Annotated in this window: 29 protein-coding genes, 1 tRNA gene, 1 other RNA gene and 1 pseudogene; 18 read left to right on the top strand and 14 right to left on the bottom strand. The window is 70.9% G+C overall.

All coding sequences use genetic code 11. The features are described 5' to 3' along the window. Positions 1–13 precede the first annotated feature (13 nt). Entirely contained in the window at positions 14–664 is a 651-nt protein-coding gene (locus HF526_RS07085; RefSeq protein WP_169380467.1) for a GntR family transcriptional regulator, read from the bottom strand. Positions 665–814: 150 nt separating this feature from the next. Here HF526_RS07085 and smpB point away from each other — a divergent pair, with 150 nt between their 5' ends. From smpB to HF526_RS07065, 4 genes are all read left to right on the top strand, one after another. Continuing rightward, entirely contained in the window at positions 815–1,300 is a 486-nt protein-coding gene (gene smpB, locus HF526_RS07080; RefSeq protein WP_169380466.1) for an SsrA-binding protein SmpB, read from the top strand. Then, positions 1,297–2,262, top strand: a complete 966-nt coding sequence (locus HF526_RS07075) for an amidohydrolase family protein (protein ID WP_169380465.1) — start codon at positions 1,297–1,299, stop codon at positions 2,260–2,262. Before smpB ends, HF526_RS07075 begins: the two co-directional genes overlap by 4 nt. A 54-nt stretch (positions 2,263–2,316) precedes the next feature. Continuing rightward, positions 2,317–2,688: a transfer-messenger RNA gene (gene ssrA / locus HF526_RS07070) on the top strand. Between the two features lie 160 nt (positions 2,689–2,848). After that, positions 2,849–4,081 carry a cytochrome P450 gene (locus HF526_RS07065; protein ID WP_169380464.1) on the top strand — a complete coding sequence of 411 codons (1,233 nt, stop codon included), beginning with the start codon at positions 2,849–2,851 and terminating at the stop codon, positions 4,079–4,081. Between the two features lie 5 nt (positions 4,082–4,086). Here HF526_RS07065 and HF526_RS07060 read toward each other — a convergent pair whose 3' ends face one another. Next, complete coding sequence (locus HF526_RS07060; protein ID WP_169380463.1) at positions 4,087–5,154, bottom strand: tartrate dehydrogenase; 1,068 nt, start codon at positions 5,152–5,154, stop codon at positions 4,087–4,089. 111 nt (positions 5,155–5,265) lie between these two features. Here HF526_RS07060 and HF526_RS07055 point away from each other — a divergent pair, with 111 nt between their 5' ends. Beyond that, on the top strand, positions 5,266–6,573 hold the full coding sequence (locus HF526_RS07055) for an MFS transporter (protein WP_169380462.1): 1,308 nt from the start codon (positions 5,266–5,268) through the stop codon (positions 6,571–6,573). A 521-nt stretch (positions 6,574–7,094) separates the two neighbouring features. Here the strand turns inward: HF526_RS07055 and HF526_RS07050 are convergent. Then, a complete protein-coding gene (locus HF526_RS07050; protein WP_169380461.1) occupies positions 7,095–7,832 on the bottom strand; it encodes a VIT1/CCC1 transporter family protein in 738 nt (245 codons plus the stop codon). 270 nt (positions 7,833–8,102) lie between these two features. On the opposite strand from HF526_RS07050, the gene HF526_RS07045 reads away from it, so the two are divergent. From HF526_RS07045 to HF526_RS07035, 3 genes are all read left to right on the top strand, one after another. After that, a complete protein-coding gene (locus tag HF526_RS07045) occupies positions 8,103–8,249 on the top strand; it encodes a hypothetical protein (RefSeq protein WP_169380460.1) in 147 nt (48 codons plus the stop codon). A gap of 66 nt (positions 8,250–8,315) precedes the next feature. Further along, entirely contained in the window at positions 8,316–8,798 is a 483-nt protein-coding gene (locus tag HF526_RS07040) for a MauE/DoxX family redox-associated membrane protein (RefSeq protein WP_169380571.1), read from the top strand. Positions 8,799–8,800: 2 nt separating this feature from the next. Beyond that, positions 8,801–9,574, top strand: coding sequence for a thioredoxin domain-containing protein (locus HF526_RS07035; protein ID WP_169380459.1), 774 nt, complete (start codon positions 8,801–8,803; stop codon positions 9,572–9,574). Positions 9,575–9,617: 43 nt separating this feature from the next. On the opposite strand, the gene HF526_RS07030 is transcribed toward HF526_RS07035, so the two are convergent. Further along, complete coding sequence (locus tag HF526_RS07030) at positions 9,618–11,606, bottom strand: S9 family peptidase (RefSeq protein ID WP_338051341.1); 1,989 nt, start codon at positions 11,604–11,606, stop codon at positions 9,618–9,620. Positions 11,607–11,727: 121 nt separating this feature from the next. On the opposite strand from HF526_RS07030, the gene HF526_RS07025 reads away from it, so the two are divergent. Beyond that, a tRNA-Ala gene (locus HF526_RS07025) sits at positions 11,728–11,800 on the top strand. A gap of 230 nt (positions 11,801–12,030) precedes the next feature. Here the strand turns inward: HF526_RS07025 and HF526_RS07020 are convergent. Continuing rightward, positions 12,031–13,332, bottom strand: coding sequence for an NRAMP family divalent metal transporter (locus HF526_RS07020; RefSeq protein ID WP_169380457.1), 1,302 nt, complete (start codon positions 13,330–13,332; stop codon positions 12,031–12,033). A 163-nt stretch (positions 13,333–13,495) separates the two neighbouring features. Between HF526_RS07020 and HF526_RS37300 the strand changes: the two genes are divergently transcribed. The 6 genes from HF526_RS37300 to HF526_RS06990 all read left to right on the top strand — a co-directional run bounded on the left by HF526_RS37300 (position 13,496) and on the right by HF526_RS06990 (position 18,329). Next, on the top strand, positions 13,496–13,768 hold the full coding sequence (locus HF526_RS37300) for a transposase (RefSeq protein ID WP_420821597.1): 273 nt from the start codon (positions 13,496–13,498) through the stop codon (positions 13,766–13,768). A 372-nt stretch (positions 13,769–14,140) separates the two neighbouring features. After that, positions 14,141–16,168, top strand: a complete 2,028-nt coding sequence (locus tag HF526_RS07010) for an erythromycin esterase family protein (protein ID WP_169380455.1) — start codon at positions 14,141–14,143, stop codon at positions 16,166–16,168. A gap of 60 nt (positions 16,169–16,228) precedes the next feature. Then, complete coding sequence (locus HF526_RS07005) at positions 16,229–16,918, top strand: alpha/beta family hydrolase (RefSeq protein ID WP_169380454.1); 690 nt, start codon at positions 16,229–16,231, stop codon at positions 16,916–16,918. Between the two features lie 75 nt (positions 16,919–16,993). Then, positions 16,994–17,314: a hypothetical protein gene (locus tag HF526_RS07000; RefSeq protein ID WP_169380453.1), complete on the top strand. Its 321-nt coding sequence runs from the start codon at positions 16,994–16,996 to the stop codon at positions 17,312–17,314. Then, positions 17,311–17,838 carry a phosphate-starvation-inducible PsiE family protein gene (locus HF526_RS06995; RefSeq protein ID WP_239028410.1) on the top strand — a complete coding sequence of 176 codons (528 nt, stop codon included), beginning with the start codon at positions 17,311–17,313 and terminating at the stop codon, positions 17,836–17,838. Before HF526_RS07000 ends, HF526_RS06995 begins: the two co-directional genes overlap by 4 nt. Further along, on the top strand, positions 17,835–18,329 hold the full coding sequence (locus HF526_RS06990; protein WP_169380452.1) for a hypothetical protein: 495 nt from the start codon (positions 17,835–17,837) through the stop codon (positions 18,327–18,329). Before HF526_RS06995 ends, HF526_RS06990 begins: the two co-directional genes overlap by 4 nt. A 12-nt stretch (positions 18,330–18,341) precedes the next feature. Here HF526_RS06990 and HF526_RS35175 read toward each other — a convergent pair whose 3' ends face one another. The 4 genes and pseudogenes from HF526_RS35175 to HF526_RS35165 form a co-directional block, all read right to left on the bottom strand. Beyond that, a complete protein-coding gene (locus tag HF526_RS35175; RefSeq protein WP_239028414.1) occupies positions 18,342–18,704 on the bottom strand; it encodes an ATP dependent DNA ligase in 363 nt (120 codons plus the stop codon). Positions 18,705–18,725: 21 nt separating this feature from the next. After that, positions 18,726–18,815 (bottom strand): annotated as a pseudogene (locus tag HF526_RS36250) (hypothetical protein); the annotation flags it as partial. A gap of 4 nt (positions 18,816–18,819) precedes the next feature. Further along, positions 18,820–18,954 carry a hypothetical protein gene (locus tag HF526_RS35170; RefSeq protein WP_338051340.1) on the bottom strand — a complete coding sequence of 45 codons (135 nt, stop codon included), beginning with the start codon at positions 18,952–18,954 and terminating at the stop codon, positions 18,820–18,822. A 17-nt stretch (positions 18,955–18,971) separates the two neighbouring features. After that, positions 18,972–19,514 carry a DNA polymerase ligase N-terminal domain-containing protein gene (locus HF526_RS35165; RefSeq protein WP_169380451.1) on the bottom strand — a complete coding sequence of 181 codons (543 nt, stop codon included), beginning with the start codon at positions 19,512–19,514 and terminating at the stop codon, positions 18,972–18,974. Between the two features lie 127 nt (positions 19,515–19,641). On the opposite strand from HF526_RS35165, the gene HF526_RS06970 reads away from it, so the two are divergent. Continuing rightward, positions 19,642–19,827 (top strand): DUF2795 domain-containing protein, encoded by a 186-nt coding sequence (locus HF526_RS06970; protein ID WP_420821592.1) that lies wholly within the window; start codon positions 19,642–19,644, stop codon positions 19,825–19,827. A gap of 127 nt (positions 19,828–19,954) precedes the next feature. On the opposite strand, the gene HF526_RS06965 is transcribed toward HF526_RS06970, so the two are convergent. Then, positions 19,955–20,434, bottom strand: a complete 480-nt coding sequence (locus HF526_RS06965) for a DsbA family protein (protein WP_211176872.1) — start codon at positions 20,432–20,434, stop codon at positions 19,955–19,957. A 632-nt stretch (positions 20,435–21,066) separates the two neighbouring features. On the opposite strand from HF526_RS06965, the gene HF526_RS06960 reads away from it, so the two are divergent. Further along, the gene (locus HF526_RS06960; RefSeq protein WP_338051339.1) at positions 21,067–22,056 is read left to right on the top strand and encodes an AI-2E family transporter; all 990 of its coding nucleotides are present in this window, start codon (positions 21,067–21,069) and stop codon (positions 22,054–22,056) included. Between the two features lie 222 nt (positions 22,057–22,278). Here the strand turns inward: HF526_RS06960 and HF526_RS06955 are convergent, their stop codons facing one another. The 4 genes from HF526_RS06955 to HF526_RS36240 form a co-directional block, all read right to left on the bottom strand. Then, positions 22,279–22,947, bottom strand: a complete 669-nt coding sequence (locus HF526_RS06955; RefSeq protein WP_211176871.1) for a DedA family protein — start codon at positions 22,945–22,947, stop codon at positions 22,279–22,281. Between the two features lie 378 nt (positions 22,948–23,325). After that, entirely contained in the window at positions 23,326–24,021 is a 696-nt protein-coding gene (locus HF526_RS06950) for an HdeD family acid-resistance protein (RefSeq protein ID WP_169380448.1), read from the bottom strand. A gap of 217 nt (positions 24,022–24,238) precedes the next feature. Beyond that, positions 24,239–24,598 (bottom strand): lyase family protein, encoded by a 360-nt coding sequence (locus tag HF526_RS36245; protein ID WP_275403914.1) that lies wholly within the window; start codon positions 24,596–24,598, stop codon positions 24,239–24,241. Next, positions 24,502–25,005, bottom strand: coding sequence for a lyase family protein (locus tag HF526_RS36240; RefSeq protein ID WP_275403913.1), 504 nt, complete (start codon positions 25,003–25,005; stop codon positions 24,502–24,504). Before HF526_RS36240 ends, HF526_RS36245 begins: the two co-directional genes overlap by 97 nt. Before the next feature lie 781 nt (positions 25,006–25,786). Between HF526_RS36240 and HF526_RS06940 the strand changes: the two genes are divergently transcribed. Further along, positions 25,787–26,342: acetamidase/formamidase family protein (locus HF526_RS06940; protein WP_169380447.1), on the top strand; the 556-nt coding region annotated here is incomplete at its 3' end.

Here is a 26,342-nt window from a genome sequence, read left to right as displayed (position 1 = left end):
GGCATGTCCTCGTTCAGCGATGGATCGCGGTCAGGTGGGCGGCGAGCGCGGCGGCGAAGCCGTCGGCGTCCCGGGCGACGATGAGGGCGGCCAGCTCGTGGTGCTGCCGGACGACGTCCTCGGCGACCGCGTGCCGGCGGCCCACCGAGCTCGCGGTCATCCGGTGCTGGCGGTCGCGGATCGTGGCGTAGAAGCCGGTGAGCAGTCCGTTGCCGCCCGCCTCGACGACGATGCGGTGGAACTGCGCGTCGAGCACGGCGAAGCCGTGCCGGTCCCCGGCGGCCCACGCTGCCGCCTGGGCGTCGGCGCACTCGTGCATCCGCTGTCCGACGCCGGCGGCCACGGCGGCGTCGGCGCAGATCCGCCGGGCGGCGTGCGCCTCGAACAGCTGGCGGGCCTCCAGGACCGTCTCCATCTCGTCGGCCGGTGCGGGCACGATCAGCGCGCCGCGCTTGGGGTAGAGCCGCATCCAGCCCTCCGCCTGCAGGCGCAGGAACGCCTCACGCACCGGCGTACGGCTGACGTCGAGGGCGGTGGCGATCTCACCCTCGCTGACGAACCTGCCGCCGGGCAGCTCGCAGTCCAGGATCCGGGCCTTGACGTGCTCATACGCCCGCTCGGCCGCGGACGGCGGTGGCGTGGGGGCGGGCTGCTGCGTGGGCATCCGGCACCTCTCGGCTCTTGTATGCAAGATAGATACAAGAATACGACGCGGCGGTCCGCGCGAAAGTCCGAGGCTGTGTGAGGTGCGGCGCGCTCAGGCCCGGGCGCAAACCTCCCGTGCGCAAGAGCACGCCCCGCGTAGTCTGGACAGGTGAAGGAGAAAGGCCGCAAAGTGATCGCGCAGAACCGCAAGGCGCGTCACGACTACACCGTTCTCGACACCTACGAGGCCGGGGTCGCGCTCATGGGCACCGAGGTGAAGAGCCTGCGCATGGGCCGCGCCTCGCTGGTCGACGCGTTCGCCACCATCGACGACGGCGAGGTGTGGCTGCGCGGCCTGCACATCCCGGAGTACACCCAGGGCAGCTGGACCAATCACGAGCCCCGGCGTACCCGCAAGCTGCTGCTGCACCGCGGCGAGATCGAGCGACTGATCGGCAAGACCCATGAGGGCGGTCTCACGCTGGTGCCGCTGTCGCTGTACTTCAGCGACGGCAAGGTCAAGCTGGAACTCGCCCTCGCCCGCGGCAAGAAGAGCTACGACAAGCGCTCCGACCTGGCCAAACGCGACGCGCAGCGGGACATCGCCCGGGCGATGGGCCGCGCCGTCAAGGGCCGGGCCCGGGAGATGCGGTGACGGGAGCCCACGGGAATCCCGCACTGCCCACCCCGCCCGCCGACGATGCCGACGTCTCCCGTTACGTGGCCGATCTTGGGCTGCCCGGGCTCGTCGACGCGCACGTGCACTTCCTGCCCGAACGGGTGTTGCGCAAGGTCTGGGCGTACTTCGACGAGGCCGAGACGCACTACGGCATGCCGTGGCCGGTGCAGTACCGCACGCCGGAGCCCGACCGGATCGCCACGCTGGACAAGTTCGGCGTCCGCGCGTTCGCCCCGCTGGTCTACCCGCACAAGCCCGGAATGGCCCGCTGGCTGACGGAGTGGGTCACCGAGTTCGCGGCGCAGACGCCGGCCGCGGTGCCGACCGCCACGCTCTACCCGGAACCCGACGTCGCCGACTACCTCGGCACTGCCGTCGAGGCCGGCGCCAAGCTGGTGAAGGTGCACGTCCAGGTCGGCGCGTTCGACCCGCGTGACCCGCTGCTGCGCCAGGCCTGGGGCCTGCTCGCCGACGCCGGGGTCCCGGCGATCGTGCACTGCGGACACGGCCCGATCCGGGGCGAGCACACCGGGCTGGACATCTTCGCCGAGGTGCTCGCCGAGCACCCCCGGCTGCCGATCGTGCTGGCGCACGCGGGCATGCCCGACTTCGTCGGGGCGTTGGACCTGATGCGCCGGTTCGAGCGGGTGTACATCGACACGACGATGGTCGGCACCCCGTTCAGCCTGCGGATCGCGCCGCTGCCGGCGGACTGGCCGGCCCGGCTGGTCGACGTCGCCGACCGGGTGGTGCTGGGCACCGACTTCCCGAACATCCCGTACCCGTACCACGAGCAGCTCCAGGCGATCGCCGGATGGGCCGCGGCCGACGACCGGCTCGGGCGGGATTTCCTGCGCTCGGTGCTGCACGACGCGCCGGCCCGGCTGCTCGGGGTCGCCGATCCCGACGTGGCAACCGATCCGGCGGATCCGGAATGATCCGGGGCCCCGGAGGCGTTATATTCGACGTACCGCCCGTACCAGGGTGGCCAAGGGGGTGAACGGTTTCGACTCCGGCTGTCGATCAAGGGGAAGCGTGCCGAGGAAGGCGACGATGATCTCGATAACCACCCGTCGCAACCCTATAAGCGCCGACACCAGTCAGCGCGAGTTCGCCCTCGCCGCCTGAGCGAGGAGCGACTCTGTCGGACCGGGGGCGTCCCTGCCCCGGACCCCGGCATCAGCTAAGGGACTCACCGTGCGGCCCGGTCGCGGGGCCGCACGGGACATCGAACAGCGACTGGGATCGTCACACCGGCACGTTCGCATGACCGGTGGATCCGAGTAGAGGCACAGCGGACTGCGCACGGAGAAGCCCTTGTGAGGCAACGGAGGACCCGGGTTCGATTCCCGGCACCTCCACCAGCACGACCGACGGGGTCGTGGTCACCACCGGTGACCACGACCCCGTCGTCGTCTCCGCCCTCGCGTTACGCCGATCGGGCGGGATCGGCGGCGGAGCGGGCGCCCATCTAGTTAGCGTCGCTAACGTCTTAGTCATCGCTTCGGGGAGCGGAGGACGTCCATGACCACCAGCACGACGACCACCCGGCGGCCCGCGGACCAGGCTCCGCCCCGCTATCCCATGCGCCGCGGCTGCCCGTTCGACCCGCCGGCCGAGCTTCGCCGGCTGCGCGAGGAACGCCCGATCAGCCGGGTCCGCCTGTGGGACGGCAGCACACCCTGGCTCGTCACCCGCTACGAGGACGTGCGCGCGGTGCTCGCCGACCGGCGCTTCAGCTCCGACTCCTCGCGGCCCGGCTACCCGGCCAACAGCCCCGGCGTCCAGGTCACCCGCCGGCAGACCCCGTCGTTCATCGCGATGGACGATCCCGAGCACGCCCGCTACCGCAAGATGCTGATCGGCGACTTCACCGTCCGCCGGACCGAAGCGCTGCGCCCGGCCATCGAGCGGATGGTCGACGAACTGCTCGACGCGATGGCGGCCGGGCCGCGCCCGGCAGACCTCGTCGAGGCGTTCGCGCTGCCGCTTCCGTCGATGGTGATCTGCCGGCTGCTGGGCGTGCCCTACAGCGACCACGACCTGTTCCAGCGGCTGAGCCGCAGGCTCCTCGACACCCGGGTCACCGCCGAGGAGGCCGAGCGGAACAACGGTGAGCTGCGCGACTACCTGCGCGAGCTGGTCGCCGCCAAGCAGGCCGACCCCGGCGACGACCTGGTGAGCCGGCTGGTGGGGCGGATCCGCAGCGGTGAGCTGACCCGCGACGAGGTCGTCGGGATGGCCCGGCTGCTGCTCGTCGCCGGCCACGAGACCACCGCGAACATGATCGGGCTCGGGGTGCTGACGCTGCTGCGGCATCCGGAGCAGGCCGCGGAACTGCGCGAGACGCGCGATCCCGCCGTCGTCAGCGCGGCCGTCGAGGAACTGCTCCGGCTGCTCACCGTCGTGCACACCGGCCGCCGCCGCGTCGCCACCGAGGACGTCGAGCTGGCCGGGGCGCTGATCCGGGCCGGGGAGGGCGTGATCGCGGCGGGAGAGTCGGCGAACCGTGACCCGGCCCGGTTCGCCGACCCCGATCGGCTCGACATCCACCGCGGCACCAACCACCACGTCGCCTTCGGCTTCGGTATCCACCAGTGCCTCGGCCAGCCGCTGGCCCGGCTCGAGCTGCAGATCGCCTACCCGGCGCTGCTGCGCCGGTTCCCGGACCTCCGGGTGGCGGCCGACCTCGACGACATCGCGTTCCGCGACGAGATGGTCGTCTACGGGGTGCACGCGCTGCCTGTGACGTGGTGAACTGATCAGCCCGCCGTGGGCAGTGCCGCGATCACGGCCTCGGTGAACTGCGCGGTGTCGGCGGTCCCGCCCAGATCGGCCGTCCGCACGCCGGAGCCGGCGAGTACCGCGGCGATCGCGGTCAGCACGTCGGCGCCGGCCTCGGGATGGCCGAGGTGGTCGAGCATCATCGACGCCGACCAGATCGCCCCCAGCGGGTTCGCGACCCCCTTGCCCGCGATGTCCGGCGCGGAGCCGTGCACCGGCTCGAACGTCGACGGGAACTCCCGCTCCGGGTTGAGGCTGGCCGCCGGGGCGATGCCGATGCTCCCGGCCACCGCGGCGGCGAGGTCGCTGAGGATGTCGCCGAACAGGTTCGACGCGACGACCACGTCGAAGCGCTCGGGGGACAGCACGAACTTCGCGGCCAGCGCGTCGATGTGCTCCTGGTTCCAGGCCACCGACGGGTACCGCGCGGCCCGCTCCCGGACCAGCTCGTCCCAGAACGGCATCGTGTGCACGATCCCGTTGGACTTGGTGGCAGAGGTGAGCTGCCCGCGCCGCTTCGTGGCGAGGTCGAAACCGTAGTCGAGCAGCCGGGTCACGCCGGCACGGGTGAACACCGACTCCTGGACCGCCGCCTCCTGCGGCGTCCCGCGGTACATCCGGCCGCCGATCTCGCTGTACTCGCCCTCGACGTTCTCCCGGACGACCACCAGGTCCACCTCGCCCGCCCGGGCCGACCGCAGCGGGCTCGGCACGCCCTCGAACACCTTGATCGGGCGCAGGTTGACGTACTGCTGGAACTCGCGGCGCATCGGGATCAGCAGCCCCCACAGCGACACGTGGTCGGGTACGCCGGGGTAGCCGACGGCGCCGAGCAGGATCGCATCGTGGTGGCGGACCTGGTCCAGGCCGTCGGCGGGCATCATCGCGCCGGTCTGCAGGTAGCGGTCGCAGGACCAGTCGAACTCGTCGTAGGTGAAGGACAGGCCGTGGCCGATGGCGACGGCGTCGAGGACGGCGCAAGCCGCGGGGATGACCTCCTGGCCGATACCGTCGCCGGGGATCAGGGCGATGCGATGACTGCTCACGGTGACAGTGCAACCCCCGATCGCGCCGCCGTCCACCACCCCACGCCGCCTGATCGACGTAATTCCGGACTCATCGCGTAGCGTCGCCAACACGTGGACGAAGGGGGCGAGATGGCAGCGGGGGACGATTCGGGAGCGCGCGCGGGTGCCGACACCGCGGGACGGCCCGAGCAGTTGCCCCGGGAGATCTGGGTGCTGGTCGCCGCGGCGTTCGTGATCGCGGTCGGGTACGGGCTCGTCGCCCCGGCACTGCCCGCCTTCGCCCGCAGCTTCGACGTCGGGGTCACCGCCGCGTCCGTCGTGATCAGCCTGTTCGCGCTGTTCCGGCTGGGATTCGCCCCGGTCAGCGGACGGTTGGTCGCCCGCTTCGGCGAGCTGCGCGTCTACGTGGTCGGGCTGAGCATCTCCGCGATGTCGACCGGGGCCACCGCGTTCGCCGCCGACTACTGGCAGTTGCTGCTGTTCCGTGGACTCGGCGGGATCGGCTCCACCATGTTCACCGTATCGGCGATCTCGCTGCTGGTCCGGCTGGCCCCGCCGAGCCTGCGCGGGCGGGCCTCGGGAATGTGGGCCACCGGCTTCCTGCTGGGCAACATCGCCGGACCGCTGCTCGGCGGGCTGCTCATCGCGGTGAGCCTGCGCGCGCCGTTCCTCGTGTACTGCGCGGCGCTGATCGTCGCGCTGGTGCTGACCGGTCTGCTGCTGCGCGGCCGCACCGGGCCCGCTGCCGCCACCGACCCCGACGCGTTGCCCGCGGCGACATTCCGCAGCGCCCTCGGGCACCCGACCTACCGGGCGGCGCTCGCGGCGAGCTTCGCCAACGGGTGGACCGTGTTCGGGGTCCGGATCGCGCTCGTCCCGCTGTTCGTCGTCGAGGTGCTCCGCCGGCAGGAGGCGTGGGCGGGGTACGCGCTCGCGGTGTTCGCCGTCGGCAATGCGGCGACGCTGCTGGCCGCGGGCCGGTTCGCCGACCGCCGCGGCCGGCGTCCCCCGGTGCTGGCCGGGCTGATCGTCTCGGCCGTCGGCACGGCGTGCCTGGGCGTCACCGGGTCGCTGCCGCTGTTCCTGGCCGTGTCGCTGCTCACCGGGATCGGCAGCGGTCTGGTCAACCCGCCGATGACGGCGGCCGTGGCCGACGTGATCGGCGCGAAGGCGCGCGGCGGGACGGTGCTCGCCGGCTTCCAGATGGCCGCCGACCTCGGTGCGATCATCGGGCCGGTGCTGACCGGGGCGGTCGCCGAGCTGGTCGGGTTCGGGACGGCGTTCGCCCTGACCGGCGCGATCTCCGCGCTGGCCCTGGCGTTCTGGCTGCGCGCCCCGGAGACGCTCCCGTCCCGCGCAGCACCCACCGCGGTTCCGCCGGCCACGATCGCCCCGGAAGCGGCCGCCCCCGGCGCGACCGCTGGCCCCAAGGCCTGAGCCGACAACCCGCCGAACGCTGCGTTACGGCACTCGGCCGCTGGTGCGGACGGCCATGACGCAGAGTTCGGCGTCAGCCGGCGACGGCCCTGATCCCGGGGCGCGGCGGACGTGGTCGGCGATCTCGCCGTCGTGGTCACGGATCCGGTACCGCACCTGCGGCGGGGACAGGCCGCGCAGGACGAGGGCGAGCCGGCAGCGCGTCTCACCGGGCGACTCCGCTTCTGGATCCGCCGGCCGGACGACGTCCGGTACCCGTTGGTTGCCGCGCGCCCCGGGTGGCGCTCGGCGAGGGTCAGGCCGGCGCCGGGTTCGAAGCGGCGCACCCGGGCGAGCGTGTCCACGCAGACGACGGCCTCGATGCGCGACAGACGCCGAGCGAGGCCGTATGCGGTGCGAAGCGGGCTGGTCACGGGCACGCCCGAGCGGGTGGTGATCTCCTCCGGGGACGGCCTGCCGCGGCACGGCGGTCGACGGCGCGACCCGGCTGCCGTAGCGCAGTGTCCGGCACGGCCGGGCCGCTACGAGGTCGCGACGCCGATCAGCGAGCCGACGAGATAGGTCGCCCCGGCCGCGATGGCGCCGAACATCAGCTGGCGCAGCCCGCCGAGCCACCACGAGCGGGTGGTGAACCGCGAGGTCAGGGCACCGGCGGCGAACAGCCCGACCGCGCCGACGAGCAGCCCCAGCGCGAGCGAGGAGTAGCCGAGCAGGTAGGGGATCAGCGGGATGAGCCCGCCGACGGAGAAGCAGATGAACGACGAGACGGCCGCGGCCCCCGGCGAGGGCCGCTCGTCCGGGTCGACGCCGAGCTCCTGGTTGATGTGCACCTTGACTGCCAGGTCGGGGTCGGCGTGGACCTCGCGGGCGACCGCCTCCGCGGTGGGCTTGGACAGGCCCATCTCCAGGTACATCTCGACGAGCTCGGCCTCCTCGGCGTTGGGGTGACGCTCGAGCTCCTGGCGTTCGACCTCCACCTCGGCCTGCACCGCGTCGTTCTGCGTCTCGACGGAGGCGAACTCGCCCAGCGCCATGGAGAACGCACCGGCGACCAGGCCGGCCGTCCCGGTCAGGATGATCACCTGCCGGTCGGCCCCGCCGCCGCCCACGCCGGCGATCAGCGCGATGTTGGTGACCAGCCCGTCCATCGCGCCGAACACCGCGGCCCGCAGCCGGCCGCCGGAGACGTCCGAATGCGTGTGGTCGCCGTGGTGCGCGGCGAACTCATCGGGCTTCTCGGCCCCGGACCCGTCGCCCATGCCGGTCAGATCACCTCCCGTAACCGTCCACGATGGACCGAAGCGAGGCTTCCCCCAGGTCGCGGAAGCCACGCCTGCACCCGAGACCGCCCCGGTGAGCAGCGCCTCGGCGACCGGAGACGAGCCCCTCTGGCTGTTCGCCGACCAGCTCGGCCCGCACGTGCACGACCTCGACGCGCGCCGGCATCGCGAGGTGGTGCGGGTGGAGTCGACCGGGGCGTTGCGGCGTAAACCGCATCACCGGCAGAAGTTGCACTGCTGCTCTCCGGGATGCGCCATCTGGCCGATGAGCTCGGCGACCGGTCCACCTACCTGCGCACCCGGAGCTACCGCGAGGCCCTCGAGCAGCTCGGCCGCCCGGTCGTGATGCACGAACCGACCGTGCTGGGACAGGAGCCCGCCCGCGAGTCCTACTGACCACCTTCACCCGGGAGGGTCGGGCGCCCTCGTTACGCTCGACGCGTGAAGCAGGGTTCAGCGCAGCTGCGTGACGTCGTCGGCACGCTGGCCCGGCTCGGGCTGGCCGCGATCTGGTTGGTCTCGGGCGTGCTGAAGGCCGTCGATCCGGATCAGACCTACGTCGCCGTGCGCGCCTACGACGTGCTGCCCAAGCCGGGGGTCGCCGTGATCGCGGGCGTGCTGCCCTGGTTGGAGATCGCGCTCGGGTTGCTGCTGCTCGTCGGCGTGGGCACGCGGGCGGTGGCCGGGCTGTCGGCCGCGGTGCTGGTCATCTTCATCGCGGGGGTGGCGCAGGCCTGGGCCCGCGGGCTCTCGATCGACTGCGGCTGCTTCGGCGGCGGCGGTCAGGTCGCGCCCGACCAGACCGCCTACGGTCTGGAGGTGCTGCGGGACACGGGCTTCCTGCTGCTCGCGGTCTGGTTGCTGATCCGGCCCCGGACCCTGTTCGCGCTCGATGAGCGGCTCGATTCCCGGCCGGTGGTCCGGTCGGGGGAAGGAAGGATCTGAACGTGGGCGGAGCCTCGCGCGCCGACAAGCAGCGGCGCAAGCAGGCCGCGGACCAGCGGCTCGCCGCAGCGGGCATCACACCGAAGAAGAACGGGCTCGTCGGCAATCGCACCGCACTCGTCGTGGTCGCCGCCGTCGTCGCGATCGCCGTCGTGATCGGCGTCGTCGTCGCGGTGAACCGCAACAGCAGTTCGACCACCACCCCGGTGGCGGCGAACTACCCGGTCGCGGTGAACGGGACCGTCGTCACCGCCGGTCAGGCGAGTGCGCCGGTCACGGTCGACATCTACGAGGACTACCTCTGCCCGATCTGCGAGCGGTTCGAGCAGAGCTACGGCAGCGACATCAGCACCGCGCTGAACGACGGCAAGATCAAGGTCAATTACCACGCGACCGCGATCCTGGACCAGTCCACCAAGCCGACCGGCTACTCGACCCTTGCCGCGAACGCCGCGTTGTGCGCGGCTTCGGCCGGGATCTTTCCGCAGTTCCACAAGCAGCTCTACGACGAGCAGCCCGCGGAGGGCAGCGCCGGGCTCACCGCAGCGCAGCTCGCGGCGAAGGGCAAGGCACTGGGTGCCGGCGGTGACTTCGAGCAGTGTGTGACCGCCAACGGCCAGGCCAAGGCCATCGCCGCGGCGACCGAAGCCGCCGCGAAGACCCCGGCGCTGACGACCAACGGCAGCTTCGGCACCCCCACAGTCGCGATCAACGGCAAGAAGATCGACCTCAGCGACAGCAACTGGCTGACCGACGCCATCGGCGGCCAGGTCTGATCCGGGTGGGTGCCCGGACTTCGGGCCGGGCACCCACCCCGCGTCACTGCGACAGCGCGGAGACCGTCTCCGGCCGGCGCCCGCCCAGGTGCCGGCCGAACCAGTCGAGGATGATCTCGGCGCGCTGCACCCGGTGCTTCGGCGAGCCCGATCGGGACAGCTCGTGGCCCTCCCCGGGGAAGCGCCAGTACTCCACCGGCTTGCCGAGCAGGCGTAGCGCGACGAAGAGCTGGTCGGCCTGCTCGATGTGGCAGCGAAGGTCGTCCTCGGAGTGCAGGATCAGCAGCGGGGTGTCGATGTCGCGGACGTAGCTGATCGGCGACATTCGCCGGTAGCCCTGCGGGGCGTCGAGGTGGGAGACGCCGAGCTCGTGCCGGAAGGCGCCCGCGTAGTCGGAGCTCCACTCCTCGGACTCCAGGTTGTTCACCGCCCGCTCGCTGCACGCCGCGGCGAACCGGTTCGTGTGCCCGATGAGCCAGCTGGTGAGGTAGCCGCCGTAGGAGCCGCCGAGCACGCCGACCCGGTCCGGATCCAGCATCGGGTCGCGCTCGAGCGCGGCGTCGAGGACGGCGAGCACGTCGTCGGCGTCGATGCCGCCCCAACCGGTGCCGGGCGCTTCCGGTGCCTCCGGCGCGCGGATCGAACGCACCCACGACTCGGTGAAGCCGCTGGACCCGTGCGGGTTGCAGTAGACGACCCCGTAGCCGGCGCCGGCCCAGAGCTGGAACTCGTCGAACCACGCGTTCGGGTACTGCGTCATCGGGCCGCCGTGGATGGAGAGCAGCACCGGGCAGCGCTCATCCGCGGCCAGGCCCGCGGGCCGAATCACCCACGCGTCGATCTCGCCGTCGCCGGCGGGCGAGCGCACCGTGAGGTGTTCCGGTGCCGATGCCGGGTGCGCGGCGTGGAACGCGGCGCCGAGGTCGGTCAGCCGCCGCTCGGTGCCGTCGCCGTCGCGGACGAACAGCTCCGGAAGCTCGGTCGGGGTGCTCGCGACGAACGCCAGCGTGCCGCCGACCAGATCGAACCCGGTGACGTTGCGGGTGCCGCCGATCAGTCGCTCCGCCTCACCGGAGCCGTCGGCGGCCACCCGGTAGAGGTGCACGTCGCCACGGTCCTCGAGGGAGAACAGCAGGTGCTCGCCGTCCCATATCGGGACCCGCACACCGGGCATCGGGGCGCACTGCCGGTCGAGCCCCGCGGTGAGCACGCGCATGGCACCGGTCGCCGCGTCGAGCACGACGAGTTGCGCGTGCGACGGCACGATCCTGCTGTCCTCCGCCAGAGTCGCGATCCGTCCGCCGTCCGGGTCGAATGCGGGCAGCCGGTGCGACAGGTCCTGCTCGGTGAGCGGACGGGGCTCGGCAGGCCCGCCGGGGGCGGGGTCCGGGTCGACGAGGAACACGTCGTCGACGGGCTGCAGGTCCCAGTCCTTGTGCCGGGCCGCGGTGACGGCCAGCCGGCGGCCGTCCGGGGACCAGGCCGGGGCGTGGTGCTCGAACGGGCCACCGGCCACGATGCGCGGCGCGGCCGACCCGTCGGCCGGGACCACGAACACGCTGCGCGGGCGGTCGATGATCCAGCCCTCGCCGTCGAGGCGGGACATCAGCCGGTCGATCCGCCGCGGCGGCCGGGCGCGCTCGTCCTCGGCTCCGTCCGCGCGGTAGCGGCCGGTCCGCTCCCGGGAGGTGAACGCGATGCGGCGGCCGTCGGGTGACCACGCAGGCTCCTCGACGGCCTCGGGACGCTCGCACAGCGTCAGGATCTCGCCGGGGAGGCCGACGGGTGCGACGTGCAGGGTGCTGTGGTCCGGCTCGTCGGAGCGGCGGCTGGTGAAGGCGAGCCGTCGCCCGTCCGGCGACCACACCGGCTGGGCGTCGCCGTGCTCGCCGGTGCTGAACTGATAGGGCGGAGCCGACCCGTCGGCCGCGGCCAACCAGACGGCGCTGCGGTAGCGGTTGCGCTCGAGATCGACGCGGGTGACCACGAAGGCGATCAGTCGGCCGTCCGGGGAGACTCTCGGATCGCTCACCGAGATCAGTTTTGCGATGTCAGCGGGCTGCACGAGTCCCGACCGTAGGGGACTTCGACCGTGAGGACGACCCGGTTGCGAGGGGCCTGAGGGGGCCGTGTACTGTTCTCTACATCGGCAAGGGGCTGTGGCGCAGCTGGTAGCGCACTTGACTGGCAGTCAAGGGGTCAGGGGTTCGAATCCCCTCAGCTCCACCCTGACCGGTGGTTTTCGTCGCCGGATCCGCTGTTGCTCTTTTTTCGGCGGTCAGAGTGTCGCAGTCTTGAATCCTTCCGTCCAGTCGGGCGGGTTGCGTTTCCCTGGTCGAGGCGTTTGCTTCGAGTTGAGGATTCGAGGTTCTGGGCACTTGACTCGGGCCGGCTACCTCACCGTCGTGAGGCCGCTTCCGCCCGGTTGTACGGTTTTCTTCCGTTTCGGAACGCGTTCACGATCCGTTCCCACCGCCGATGACCTGCTGAACAAGGTAGGCGAGGCTGAAGAGCGCGACGATCGCGGTGACGGCCCAGCCGGCGACTCGCAGCGGGCCACGCACCGCTCGGTCGCCCATCATCCTCGAGTCGGTCGTGACGAGCATCAGAGCGGCCAGGCCGATGGGTGTGGCGACCCCCGCCACGATGCTGGCCAGGAACAGCAGTCGGATCGTGGAAACTCCGATCGCGCTGATCAGTACCGCCACCACGGTCGACGCCGTGATCACGCTGTAGAACGCCGGGGCATTGCGGACCGGCTCGGACAGTCCTCTGTGCAGGTCGAACTGGGCACACACCGCATAGGCCGTGGTCGCCAGCAGCACCGGGACGGCGATCAGCGCGGACCCGAGCAGCCCTACCCCGAACACAGCGCTGGCGTAGGGGCCCACGACAGGCGCCAGCGCCTGGGCCGCTTGCTCCGCGGTGTCGACCGGTCGGTGCTGCACGCCGAGCGTGGCGCCGGTGGCGATCAGGATGAACCACATGATCGCCACCGAGAAGAAGGTGCCGACGATGGCATCGAGCTGTCGCACCTTGCGGAGCCCTTCGCCGGGCTGTTCCTCGGCTACCTGCACCGTCTGCCACACATAGACGTAGCCGGTAATGGCCGTACCCAGCATCGCCACGGCGCCGGCGACGTAGTCACTGTTCGTCGAGAAATGGGGCAGGAAGGTGTTCCCGAGCACCTGTCGCCAATCGGGATGGGCCAGCGCCGCCGAGACCGGGTAGGCGAGCAGAATCAGCAACGCGAACTTCAGCACTCGTTCGACCTCGTCGTAGGTGCCCCACAGCAGCAGCGCCAGCGTCGCGCCGCCGAACAGCAGCAGCAGCCAGTTGCTGTCGCGGTGGATCAGCAGACCCAGCGCTGCACCACCGGCGTGGATGTCCGCGGCGAGTGTGAGGATGTTGACCCCCACGACGGACAGCAGCAGGACCCACTGTGGAGCCGGACCGTACCGGTCGCGCACGGCTTCTTGCAGGTTGCGTCCGGTGACGGCCCCGACCCGCGTGGCGATGACCAACACGACACACAGCATGGGAAACAGCAGCCAGGCCAGCCAGGACAACGCGTAGATCGTGGTGGCGCCGACGACCGCCATCGTCGCCACGGTCGTCGGATCGATATCCGAGGCCCCGGCGACCAACCCGGGACCGAGCGTCTTCAGGGTGGCCAGGGTGCGATGCGGGCCGTGCGCGACGGCTTCCCATCGGGTTCCCGACCCGACACTGCCGTGGCGCTCCTCCCCGTCTGGCATCCCGCCTCCGCGTTCCTCGGGTGACAACCGCACACGAGGCCGACCGGGTACCCCGGCAGGCAGGCCACACACCGCGCGAGCCGGGCCGGCGCCGCCCCGGTCCTCCACGCCGAACCCCCGCTTGCCCGGCTCGGCTCGCGCCGCCAACGGCTGAAGCCGCAGTCTGCTGCCACCGTCGGGGGCGTGTGGGCGGCCGCGGGTGGATGACCGGCGACTGATCAACGGGATGCTGTTCGAGAGCGGGCCCCGGCGGGACCTGCCCGAGCGGTACAGGCCGTGGAAGGCGCTCTACAACCGGTTCCAGCGTTGGTCGCGCAACGGTCGAGTCCCAGAGCCGCCTGCCGCTCGACTGCACTGTGAGAGCGAACCCGGCCTTGGTCCTTGTGCTGGCAGAGTGAGGTTTTCCGGTCCCAGGGCGGGCAGGATCACCAGGTGAAGCCACCAGTAGGGCCCCAGGCCTGACTCGCGGCGCCACGTTCCCTGCCGCACTCACCACGCACAGCGGGGATGTGATGAGGGCCTCACCCGCTTCGCGGAGGTCATTGTCATGCAATCCGATCCGGCGTCAGGGTCAGCATCGCCCTCGGGACCTGGACTCGGGCGGGGCCCCACCCGCCAAGACCGGACGCGAGCTCGGCAACGGGATGGTCCGGCCGAAACAGCTTCCGCTACGTCCGGGATGTGCCCGTGCTCAACGATGGCGAGCGCCGCCGGTTCGAAGCGCCCGAGCACCCGATCAAGCTCGATGACCCGGACCTGGCCACCGTGCTGCGCAGCATGAGGCTCCACGCACTTTCAGGGGGATGGCATGGCGGATCGCGTTTTCCGGGATCGCCGGGATGCCGGGCGGGTGCTGGCCGGGCTGCTGGACCGTTACCGGGGCCGGCCGGATGTGGTGGTCCTGGGGTTGCCGCGGGGTGGGGTGCCGGTGGCCTACGAGGTCGCCCGCGCTCTGGGCGCCCCGCTGGATGTGTTCGTGGTCCGCAAGCTGGGCGTGCCCGGCCGCGAGGAGGTGGCCATGGGCGCGATCGCCAGCGGCGGGGTGCTGGTGATCAACGACGATGTCGTGCGCGGCCTGGGCATCACCCCGGAGGTGGTCGAGCGGGTGGCCGAGCAGGAGGGCCGCGAGCTGGCGCGCCGGGAGCGGGTCTACCGGGACGGGCGGGCGATGCCCGAGCTCGCCGGTAAGACGGTCATCGTCGTCGACGACGGCCTCGCGACGGGCGCGAGCATGCACGCGGCGATCATCGCGCTGCGCGAGCACCGGCCGGCCCGCATCGTCGTCGCGGTACCGGCGGCGCCGAAGTCGACCTGCCAGGAGCTCGCCGCGCTGGTCGACGAGGTGGTCTGCGCGACGACCCCGTCGCCGTTCTTCGCGGTCGGCGAGTCGTACTGGGACTTCGCCCAGACCACCGACGAGGAGGTCCGAGACCTGCTGCGCGCCGCGGCGGCATCGGCCCCCGCGCGTGCTGGCGGGCGACTCCTCAGCGACACCGACGTGATCCGATCGGCTGCGATCCCGACCGAGGAGGGCGTACCGCCGGACGAGGTGCTGTTCGATCGGGTCGGCGACACGCATGTCGTACTGATCGGGGAGGCGTCGCACGGTACTCGCGACTTCTACGCCGCGCGCGCGGCGATGACCCGGCGGCTGATCGAGGAGAAGGGGTTCTGCGCGGTGGCGGTCGAGGCGGACTGGCCGGACGCCTACCGGGTGAACCGGTATGTCCGGGGCCGCGGTGACGACGCCGACGCCGAGGAGGCGTTGCGCGGCTTCCAGCGGTTCCCCACCTGGATGTGGCGCAACGCGACCGTCCTCGACTTCGCCGGCTGGCTGCGCGAGCACAACGACCGCGTCGGTGACGAGCGGCGCAAGGCCGGCTTCTACGGCCTGGACCTCTACAGCCTCTACCGCTCCATCGACGAGGTGATCACCTACCTCGACCGGGTGGACCCGCAGGCGGCCCAGCGGGCCCGGGAACGCTACGCCTGCTTCGACCACTACGGCACCGACGACGGCCAGACCTACGGCCTGGCCGCCGCCCTGGGTGCGGGAGAGACCTGCGAGCAGGAGGTGGTCGACCAGCTCGTCGACCTGCAGCGTCACGCACTGGAGTACGCCCGCCGCGACGGGTTGCTGGCCGAGGACGAGGTCTTCTACGCCGAGCAGAACGCCAAGGTCGTGAAGGATGCGGCCGAGTACTACCGCTCGATGTTCAGCGGCCGCGTCCTGTCCTGGAACCTGCGGGACCGCCATATGGTCGAGACGCTTGACGCGGTCCAGAACCACCTGACCCGGCAACGCGGTGACCCCGCCAAGATCGTGGTGTGGGAGCACAACTCCCACCTCGGCGACGTGCGCGCGACCGAGATCGCGGCCCAGGGCGAGCTGAACGTGGGCCAGCTCGTGCGCGAACGGCACGGCGATGACTGCCGGCTCCTCGGTTTCACCACCTATACCGGGACCGTTACCGCTGCTGATGACTGGGGTGGGGAGGCGCAGCGCAAGTGGGTCCGCCCGGCGCTGCCGGGCAGCGTGGAGGAGCTGTTCCACGAGGTCGGCCAGAAGGAGTTCATGCTCTCGTTCGCGGCCGACCCCGGCAGAGCTGCTGCCACGCAAGCGGCTGAGGTGCTCCGCGCGGCGCGCCTGGAACGGGCGATCGGCGTCATCTACCGGCCCGACACCGAGCGGCAGAGCCACTACTTCCACGCCCGGGTGGCCGATCAGTTCGACGCTGTGATCCACATCGACGACACCCGCGCGGTCGAACCGCTGGAGCGGACGTCTCTCTGGGAGACCGGCGAGGTCCCCGAGACCTACCCGTTCGCGGTCTGACAATGCGGCGGCCCGAGCAGTACGAGTGCCCTCGCCGCCGCCCGTCTGAGAGGGGACGCAGTGAGCGCGCCAAGCGTCATCCACCGGAGCCTGCAGATTCCGGCCGCCGGCGTGGTGCTGGAGGCCGACCTCGGGGTGCCGCAGGAGCCGGCGCGCGGGGCGGTGCTGTTCGCCCACGGCAGCGGCAGCGGCCGGCACAGCCCGCGCAATCGATATGTCGCCGACGAGCTCAACCGCGCCGGCCTGGCCACCGTGCTGGCCGACCTGCTCACCGCACAGGAGGAGCAGATCGACCTGCGGACCGCGGAATTGCGGTTCGACATCGACCTACTCGCCGTGCGGGTCACCGCCCTGGCTGACTGGATCGCCCACAGCGAACCCGCCGCCGGGCTGGGTATCGGCCTGTTCGGGGCCAGCACCGGCGCCGCCGCCGCGCTCATCGCCGCCGCGAACCGGCCGAACACAGTGCAGGCCGTCGTCTCCCGCGGAGGGCGCCCCGACCTGGCCGATACGCACCTGCCCGAGGTGCACCAGCCGACCTTGCTGATCGTCGGAGAACGCGACCCCGTCGTCATCGAACTCAACCGCCGGGCCATGCGGAAGCTCGGCGGCCGAACCCGGCTCGCGGTCATCCCAGGTGCGACGCACCTGTTCGAAGAACCCGGGGCGTTGGAGCAGGTGGCCCGCCTGGCGCGGGACTGGTTCCTTCGCCACCTCCAGCCGCTCCCGCCCGGCGCGAACGATGGCTGACGTGCGGCGACACCGGCCGCGACGCAGCCGGGCCGGGCGAGCCACACCACCACCACCACATCGGATGGAAGGACCATGACGGTCAAACTGAACGAGCGGGCGTTCGACCGCGCCCGGGACCTGATCATGGCGGGCCGCTACGTCGTCGACGATCGTGACGCCTGGAGCGAGCACGCGCCGTCCCGACAGCAGGAGAACGACGTCATCGCCCAGCACAGCATCGGCGAGTACGCCAGGTGGCATCTCGGGTTCGACGATGACGAAGACGAGGACAACAAGGGCCGCTACAAGTTTCCCTACGGCGATTTCGAGAAGGTCCACCGCTGCGCGCTGCTGGCCGCCGAGTCCCGCGCCGGGCAGCGCAAGTACTACGACATCGAACTCGCGGTGGCATGACGCTGCGGCCCGGCGGGCTCCTGGCGCACGCCGTTCGTGCCATCGAGGTCGCCGAAGACACGATCCACGTGGTCGTCGCGATCCTGCTCACGGGGCTGGGGCTCGTGCTGATCACCGACACCGTGCGCCACATCGCGATCGTCCTGGCCGGGGGCTACGACCTGCCGGTGATCGTGCTCGCGGTCCTCGACGAAACCCTGCTGCTGTTCATCGTCGCCGAACTGCTGCATACCGTCGCCATAGCGATCCGGCACCGGGGCGCCCTGGATCCCGAACCCTTCCTCGTCGTGGGCCTGGTCGCCGGCATCCGCCGTGTGCTCATCCTGACTGCCGAAGCCGAACAGTCGTTCCGCTGGAACCCACAAGGACTCGAACTGCTCATCCTGATGGCACTGATCCTCGTCATGGCCATCACCACCCTGGTCTGGCGGCACTCGATCCGCCTCCACAGGCCGGCAACCGCAGCAACGACCCTGCCTCCGGTGCGAGGGAGGCAACCTTCAGCGGGAGGGAGGCAAGGATGATCGACCCCAACGTCACCCCGCAGGACACGTGGACCGCTGCGGACTGGTTGCATCAGGCGGCCGAGGTGCTGCGGCGGATCGCCCGCAACGCAACGCCGGGACCGTGGCGGTGGGGCGACCGCGACGTCGACGGCGGCGTGCTGGAGCGACACCGCACGACTCTGGAGCACGTGCCGGTGCCCGCCGCGTTCCCGGCCGTCCGGCCGCGACATGATGAGGGCGAGGGGGTGCTCCCCGGACTGAAAGACCCGTTGGACGAGTTCGACGCGGTGGACTCCATCTACCCACACGTGCACGCCAACGCCCGCTGGATCACCATCCTCACCCCCTCCATCGCCGAATCCCTCGCAGCCCTGCTGGACTCCCTCGCCGAGGACGCCGAGCAGACCCTGAAGGCGGGCGGGTCGATCGATCACGAGCCCTACCGCTCCGCGGTCACCCTCGCGAAGCAGATCGTCGAGGCGGCGCAAGATTGGTCGCCTACGGCCTGAACCCGAGCCGTATCAGGATTCGCGCACGACCTCGGCAGGCGATGTGTCGAGGCGCAGGCCGCGCCAGGTGGGATGCCGCAACCGGCCGTCGCGGGTCCATTCGGTGAAGGCCACCTCGCCGACCAGTTCTGGGGTGACCCAGTGGGCGTCCTTGGTCTCACGCGCCGGCGGGTCCTCGGCGAAGGGGGAGGTCTCGCGTTCCAGCGTGCGCAGCCTGGGGAGGAGGTCCTCGAGGATCTCCCGGTTGAAGCCGGTGCCGACCTTGCCGACGTAGTCCAGCCCGCGCGGCCCGGGTATGCCCAGCAGCAGGGCTCCGATCGTGTCGGCACGTCGGCCCTTGCCCGGCTGCCAACCGCCGATCAGGACCTCCTGCATCAGCTGATGCTTGACCTTGATCCAGTTCTTGGAGCGCCGCCCGGGCTCGTAGACGGAGACGAGCCGCTTGGCGAGGACGCCCTCGAGGCCCCGCCTGCGCGACTCGGCCAGCGCCTCAGGCCCTGTACGGCGGGGTGTCCCAGTGCGGCCCGTGCAGCTCCAGCGATTCGAGCAGCCGCCGCCGCTGTCGGTAGGGCAGCCCGATGGTCAATCGGCCGTCGCGGTAGAGCACATCGAAGGCGTAGTACACGACGGGCACCTGTTGGGTCAGCTGCCGGATACGGGTGGCGTCCTGTACATGGGGCGCAGCAGCGTCGGCATGGGATCCGCACCCTCGGCGGTGGCCGATGGTGCCGGCGGGTCCATCCGGTGGATGAGCCAGCGGTTGCCGTCGGTGTGGATCAGCACGTAGCGGCCCTGCGCCCGGTGTCCGTGCAGGACCACCTTGACCTCGTCATCGGTCCATTTCTCGCAGTCGTAGGTGCCCCGGTCCCAGATCTCGACCCGGCCGGCGCCGTACTCGCCCGGTGGGATCTCCCCTTCGAAGCTCGCGTAGTCGAGCGGGTGGTCCTCGGTCTGGACCGCGAGGTGATTGGTCCGCGGATCGGTGGGCAATCCCTTGGGCAGCGCCCAGGACACCAGCACCCCGCCGCGTTCGAGCCGCAGATCCCAGTGCAGCCGGCGTGCGTGGTGCTCCTGGATGACGAACACGTCATCGCGGCCGCGCGGCGGTGTCCCCGCGACGGGCATCGGCTCGGGCGTGCGCGACGCGGAGCGCTTCCGTCGGTACGCCGACAGTGCGTCGCCCATAGTTCGTTTGTACGCCTGGGCCGTGGCCAGCCGAGTCGGAGAGCGCCCCGCCCGAAGGCTGATCGCACCGGCGGGATCAGGCTCGTTTCATCCGCCCGGCCATGGGTAGCCGCGTCCCATGGCCGTTGTGAGCCCAGTCGAGGTGCAGCGGCACCTCTCCGGTGTCGACTATCCCGCGACCAGGGAACAGCTGATCAACCAGGCGCAGAAGGAGGGCGCCGACGAGCGGGTCCTCGAGGCGCTGCGCAAGTTGCTCGACAAGGAGTACCGGTCTCCCGCGGAGGTGAGCAAAGCCATCGGAGACGAGGACTGACACCAGCACGGAACCCGCGGCACCGTCAGCGGGGCCTGTGCCGGAGCGTCACGCGTGCCGGGCGCCCGTCCAGACGAAGCGGCGGCCGGTCAGCGCCGCATGGTGAGGCAGCAGGGCTGGCCACGGGCTAGCCAGTGACGGCGTGGACGGCGCGGAGGATGTGGTCGGGTCGGGCCGGCACCTCATGGCCGTCGACGAAGACGCTCGGGGTGTTGTCGACACCGCGTCCGAGAGCCGCCGCGGTCACGTAGGACGGCCAGTCACGGTAGGTGCCGGCGCGCACGCAACGCGCAAAGCCTGGCCCCGACAGGCCTGCCGCCGCGCCCAGCTCGATGAGCTCGTCATCGGTGAGCCCGGACCCGCCCCCGGGCGGTTGGTGGGCGAACAGCGTGCTGGCGTACCTGACGAACTTCGCCGCGTCCGCGGCGCAGCCGGCGGCCGCCGCCGCCCGGGTGGAGTACTGGGTGGCCGACCTGCCGTCGAGAAGGTTCGTCGGGTAGTAGATCAGCCTGATCTCGCCGAGGCGTACCAGTTCGGCGAGCGTCGGGCCGGCCAGCTCCTGGAACTGGCGACTGGCCGGGCTCTGGAAGTCGATGTACGCCTCCACGGTAACCGGACCGATTCCGACGACGACCCCGTCTCCGTCCGGGGTGGTGCCGGTGGGAACGCGGTCCGGTAGCGGCAGGGGTTGTCCGTCAGGGCCGCGGGGCCCGAGCCGTGCCAACGCCCCGAGGACTCCCAGCCACGTCCACCAGCTCTGCCGTGGCCTCCGGACCTCGGGCCGTCGGCCCGGTCGCGTCGAGAGGCCGGAGCGCGTCCACCACCTGCTCACGGCAACCATGTTCACCGGCCGCAGGCTCACCGATCATGAACCCGACAGGCCAAAATCCGCGCCGGTGCTCGTCCCCCGGGATCAGACCTCCTGCGGGTACTCGACGGTCGAGCTGGCCGCGAATCCGGGTGCCGTGCAGCCACCGCCCGCGTGGGTCAAGGTCGGTGACGACCCGGCCCGCGGAGCAGCCAGGGCGGCACGTTGGCGTCGGAGTTCCGTGCGCCTGGCTCATTCCTGCAGGGCCGGGGCGGACCACCATGACGTGGTGGCCGGACCTCACAAGCGATGAACGGTGGTGACCTATGGCGCCGATAGCTGCGGTACTCCCGAGGGCGTCCGCTGCCGACCGGCAGGCGAGGCGGTCGGACCGAGCGGGGGAGCGCCGATCGCCTTTCCGGGTCGGCCTGGTGGGCGCGGCGGGGGTGGCGCTCACCGGCGGACTGGTCGCGCTGATCGTCAGCGCCCGGAACGTGTTGGTTCTGATCGGGTTGGCGTTGTTTCTCGCGGTGGGGCTCGAACCGGCGGTGGCCTCGCTGGTGCGCCGGGGGGTGCCACGCTGGGCGGCGATCGCGGCGGTGTGCGGGGGGTTGCTCGCCGTCGTCGGCGGAGTGGTTGCGGCCGCGGTCCCGCCGCTGATCGCACAGGTCGGTGCCTTCAGGGCACACGCGCCGACGTACCTGAAGGTGCTGACCGATCACAACTCGCTCGTCGGCAGGCTGAACGATCGGTTCCACCTGCAGCAGAGTCTGGAGCAGGCTCTCACGAGCAGGAGCGGTGGCATCGTGGGCGGTGTGTTCGGAGCCGGGGTCGTGGTGGTCAACGCCGTGGCCTCCACCGGTGTGGTGGTGGTGCTGACCGTGTACCTCCTCGGCTCGCTGCCTGAGCTGCGCACCGGATTCCACCGGTTGATCCCCAGGTCACGGCGGTCCCGGGTCATCCGGCTGGGGGACGAGATCGCCGCCAGGGTCAGCGGGTACGTGCTGGGCAACCTCGCCACCTCGCTGGTCGCGGCGATCCTGACCTACATCTGGTTGCTGATCTTCAAGGTGCCGTATCCGCTACTGCTGTCGGTTCTGGTCGGGCTCCTGGACCTGATCCCCACCGTCGGCTCCACCATCGCCGGTGTCGTCGTCTGCCTGGCGGCGTGGACCGTGTCGCTGCCGGTCGCCCTGGGCACAGTCGGGTACTTCGTCGTCTACCGGCTCTTCGAGGACTATCTGCTGTCCCCCCGGATCTTCAGCCGAGCCGTGCAGGTGTCGCCACTGGCGACCATCGTCGCGGTGCTGCTCGGCGGAACGCTGCTCGGCATCATCGGCGCCCTGGTCGCCATCCCCATTGCGGCCGCCGTCCAGCTCATCGTGCGCGAGGTGGCCCTCCCGCGGCTCGACGAGTGCTGAACGAAGACTCAGACGACGGCGCTGTGCCCGGTGATGGCGCGCCCGACGATGAGGGTGTTCATCTCCCGCGTGCCCTCGTATGAGTGGACGGCCTCGGCGTCGGCAGGCCCTCGCCGCGGATGATCTGTTGGGCGGCGCTGCCCGTGGCCGGTCGAGCACGGGAAGCTCTCCGAGGTCGGCGGTCTCGGTCGGCGGTCGTGGGCGCGGCGGGTGCGGGCGGCGTCAGCTGCCGTTGGGGGTGTCGGCGCGCCGCTCGGCGAAGTGCTTGCGCACTCGCCAGATGACGAGCGCGGCGCCGACGACCCCGGCGACGACCAAGGCGGTGACGCCGCCGAAGGTCTTCTCGACCTGGGCGTAGGCGGCGCCGGCGGCGTAGCCGAGCATGACCACGGTGGCGCCCCAGGTGAGACCGCCAGCGGCGTTGTAGCCGAGGAACTGCGGATACTGCATTCGGGAGGCGCCGGCGAGGAACGGCATGACGGCGCGGAAGAAGGCGACCCACCGGCCGAGGAAGATCGCGCTACCGCCGCGGCGGGCCAGGAACTCCTGGGCGTCGTCGAGACGCTTGCGGTACCTGGTGAAGATCCGCAGCCGCCGCACCCGCGGGCCGGCGTGGCGGCCGATCTCGTAGCCGACACTGTCTCCGACGATGGCGGCGACGATCACCACGACGAGCACCGCACCCAACGGGACGTCGCCGAGTTTCGCGGCCGCGCCGCCGAGGAAAGCGGCCGTCTCCCCGGGGATCACAAAGCCGACGAAGAGCGCGTCCTCGGCGAACACGAGCAGGCCGACGAGCAGCAGGACCAGCCAGCCGGGCAGGGCCAGGATCCGCTCGACCAGCCCGGTCACCGTGCGCGCACCGTTGCGCTGGTCGGCGCGCCCCGCCACAACAGCCCCTCCGGCCACGGAGGCATCCGACAGCGGGCATCCGGTCCTCGTGACGGCGCAGGGCGTTCATGCGTGCGCGCTCCTGGAGGCGGCGTGGGCCTCGAGAAGCACGACTGTAATGGGAGCCGCCCGCAGCGGGCCGGGCACGGGCCGCCCTGTCGGCCGCTGTGGACGATCCACCCCTGACGGGGACGGGTGCCGTGTCGGCTGTACGTGCCCACGACAACGGCGCGCGATGGCGGGTTACGAATCGACGTGTCCCTCGGGCAGGTCGACGTTCGGCATGCTCGGGCCGAACCCACGCCGCCGACTGCGTCCGGGCCGATCTGAGCAGGTGACCGGCTGGGGCGCCGCTCGGCACGGAGGCCGCATCCCAGGCTACGAGCGGGGCTGCTTGTCCGGCTGCGCCTGCGCCGGTGCACGGCGTTCCTCGGCGGGGATGGGCGGCGGCGCGCCGACGCCTACCGGTTCCCGGTCTTGCGCCCCTTGCCCCAGCCGGCGGAGCTCGAAGGCCAGCACGATGTCGGAGATCCCTCGGAAGATGGCCATGAATCCCACCCAGAGCAGGATGAAGGCCGCGCGGCCGGCCAGGTCCCACACCCGGTCGGAGGTGGAGACCCACAGGGCGAGCAGGACGATCAACACCCCGCAGGTCAGCCCCAGCCACCAGTAGGGGCTCTCGTCGCGCAGCGCGAGGCTGCGGGCGATGTAGAAGACCCCTTGCAGGAACAGCAGCAGGCCCAGCGTCGAGGCCAGGGCGAAGAAGGTGTTGATCGGCCGGACGAACGACCACAACGCGCCCAGCAGGAACAGCACGGCGAGCGCGTAGTGCACGATCTTCCAGCCGCCGATCATGATGCCGCCCAGGGCTCCCTCGGTGACCGCGGCGACGAGGAAGACCACGCCGACGAGAACGCCGACGGTTGCCAGCGAGGTGACGTTCGCGCGCAGCACCAGCCAGGCGATGAGGAACCAGATGATCCCGGCCACGAGGGGCGCCCACCACCACCGGGCCGCCTCCCGTTGCAGCAAGTGCCCAGCGAGACCCCGTGGTTGCGGAATGTCTGTCTGCATGTCGTCCCTCCTTGTCTGTATCGGCGTCTGTATCGGCACGGACAGCCCCCGTCTCGGCGGGACCGGGTGAGCGCTCCGCCCCCTGCCGGGGGAGAGCGCGAGTGCCATCCTCGGGCCCGGTGGCCGGGATGGAGGACGGACTTTCGTCCCGCCTGCGCCCGCGAAGGTCAGCACTTCGCAGTCATCTTCGGTCGATATCGGCGCCGTGCTCGCCACATCACCCGCTGCCCCGCAGCCCGAGGTCCTGCCTCGGGTGTCCGACCATTGCGTGGGGGTCGACGATCCGCTCGAAGCCGGCGGCGGAAACGCCGAGGGCGAGGACAGCCTCGCGCAGGGTACGGGCGGTGTGCAGGATGTTGTTGACGACGATCGGCCGCATCGTGACCGCCACGCCGCGCAGGCCGGCGCTGGTCGCCACCATCGCATCGAGCGAGTCCTGCGCGGCGAACTTGCTGGCCGCGGTGGCCAACGGCAGCCCGGTCAGCTCGGTGAGCTTCGCGGCGATCGCCGCACCGAACCCATCCGGGGCGTTGAGCCCGGTGCCGACGGCGGTGCCACCGGAGGCGAGCTCGTGCAGCCTGCCTTCGCCCGGATCGCGCCGGCGAGCTCACCGACCGCCGGCAGTGGGTGGTTGCGGATCGCCGACAGGGTGGCCAGGTGCATGGCGATGGGGAAGGTGTCGTTGGACGACTGGCCCATGTCGACGTGGTCGTTGGGGTGTACCGGGGTCTTGCTGCCCAACTGGCCGCCGAGCAGCTGGTCGGCGCGGTTGGCGATGACCTCGTTGACGTTCATGTTCGACTGGGTGCCGGACCCGGTCTGCGTGGATGTCCGACACCGTGGGGAAACGCCGTTCTGCCCGTGAATCCGCTTCTTGCGGTGCATGAGATCCTTGCTCTCAAGGGATTGATTGCGCGTCATCCATGGCTGTGGCCCGGCGTAAGTCGTGTCCAATCCGTCGCGTCGGCGGTCGACATAGGCCATCGGGGCGACAAGCCTGGCGGTGCGCAAACCGTGGGGCCATGATGGAACCCCCAATTCTCGGTGATCGAGATCGCCGGAACCGCGGCGACGAGGACGCCGCCATGGCTCTGGTTGACCGCGCGTGAGCTTCCGCAAGCAGTGAGATGACGTCGAGAATCACTTCTCCGGTCGATTCGCGAATTGTGGATCACCCCGGTTTCGGGCGAGAGTTGGGCGGGCGGCTCCACTGCCGGGCACTGCGCCGATCGAACGGGTGTGGAGGGGAAGAATGGAGGAGGGACACGCAACTGAATCGCGGCTGACCGCAGTGCTGTCGGTGTCCGACCTGCGGGGCCGGAGCTTTCAGTTTGATATTTGAGCAGAACGGCAGGTGGCGTGATCCTGTCGTCAGGGAATATATGTGTCGCATGGCCTTCCTGTCCCCATGGACGGCGTTTCCCGGTCCCGATCCTATTGTTCGGCAGGTCCGCTTGGGGCACACTTCACGTGTGCCTCCCAGGCCCATGACGGGCTCGTGGAGGTTGATGGGCGCCGGGGTGCCTCCATTGGCCGCTCGGCGCACCGTATCCGCTGGGTCGCCGCGCCCGGCCAGTAGTCAGCGGATCGTGGGCAAGGAGGTGTTCCTCCGTGGAATCCGTCGGATTACTGTTCGGATCATTGCCGGCGCCCTCCGCGTCACCACGGCTGCCTGCTCGCCGTGCTATCTGCCTGCTGCTGCGCCCCGGCAAAGCCCGTCGTCAGTCTCGACCGCCGCATCTACCACTGAGTAGGGAGTAGCTCGATGCCGCAAGTCGTGTTCCCGCTCGACAACACCAAGAAGTTCACCGACCAGAAGATCGTGGGCCACAATCGCTGGCACCCCGATATCCCGGCCCAGGTGCAGGTCAGGCCCGATGACGTGTTCCGGGTGGAGTGCCGGGAGTGGTTCGACGGGGCCATTCACAACGACGACTCCGCCGAGGACGTGCTGAACGCCCCGCTGCCGGGTGTGCACGTGCTCAGCGGGCCGCTCGCGGTCGAGGGCGCCGAGCCCGGTGACCTGCTGGTCGTGGACATCCTCGACGTCGGCCCGGTGCCGCAGGAGGACTCCGGGCCGCTGGCCGGGCAGGGTTGGGGCTACACCGGGGTGTTCGCCACCCGCAACGGTGGCGGGTTCCTGACCGAGCAGTTCCCGGACGCCTACAAGGTGATCTGGGACTTCCGCGGGGGTACCGCGACCTCGCGGCACATCCCGGGGGTGTCGTTCACCGGCATCGTGCACCCGGGGCTGATGGGCACCGCGCCGTCGCCCGGGCTGCTCGCGACGTGGAACGCCCGGGAGCAGGAGCTCATCGACA

Source organism: Pseudonocardia acidicola, assembly GCF_012911935.1.
Taxonomy (GTDB): Bacteria; Actinomycetota; Actinomycetes; order Mycobacteriales; family Pseudonocardiaceae; genus Pseudonocardia; species Pseudonocardia acidicola.
The sequence above is the reverse complement of the archived record's forward strand: the minus strand, read 5'-3'. Positions and strand labels throughout refer to the sequence as shown.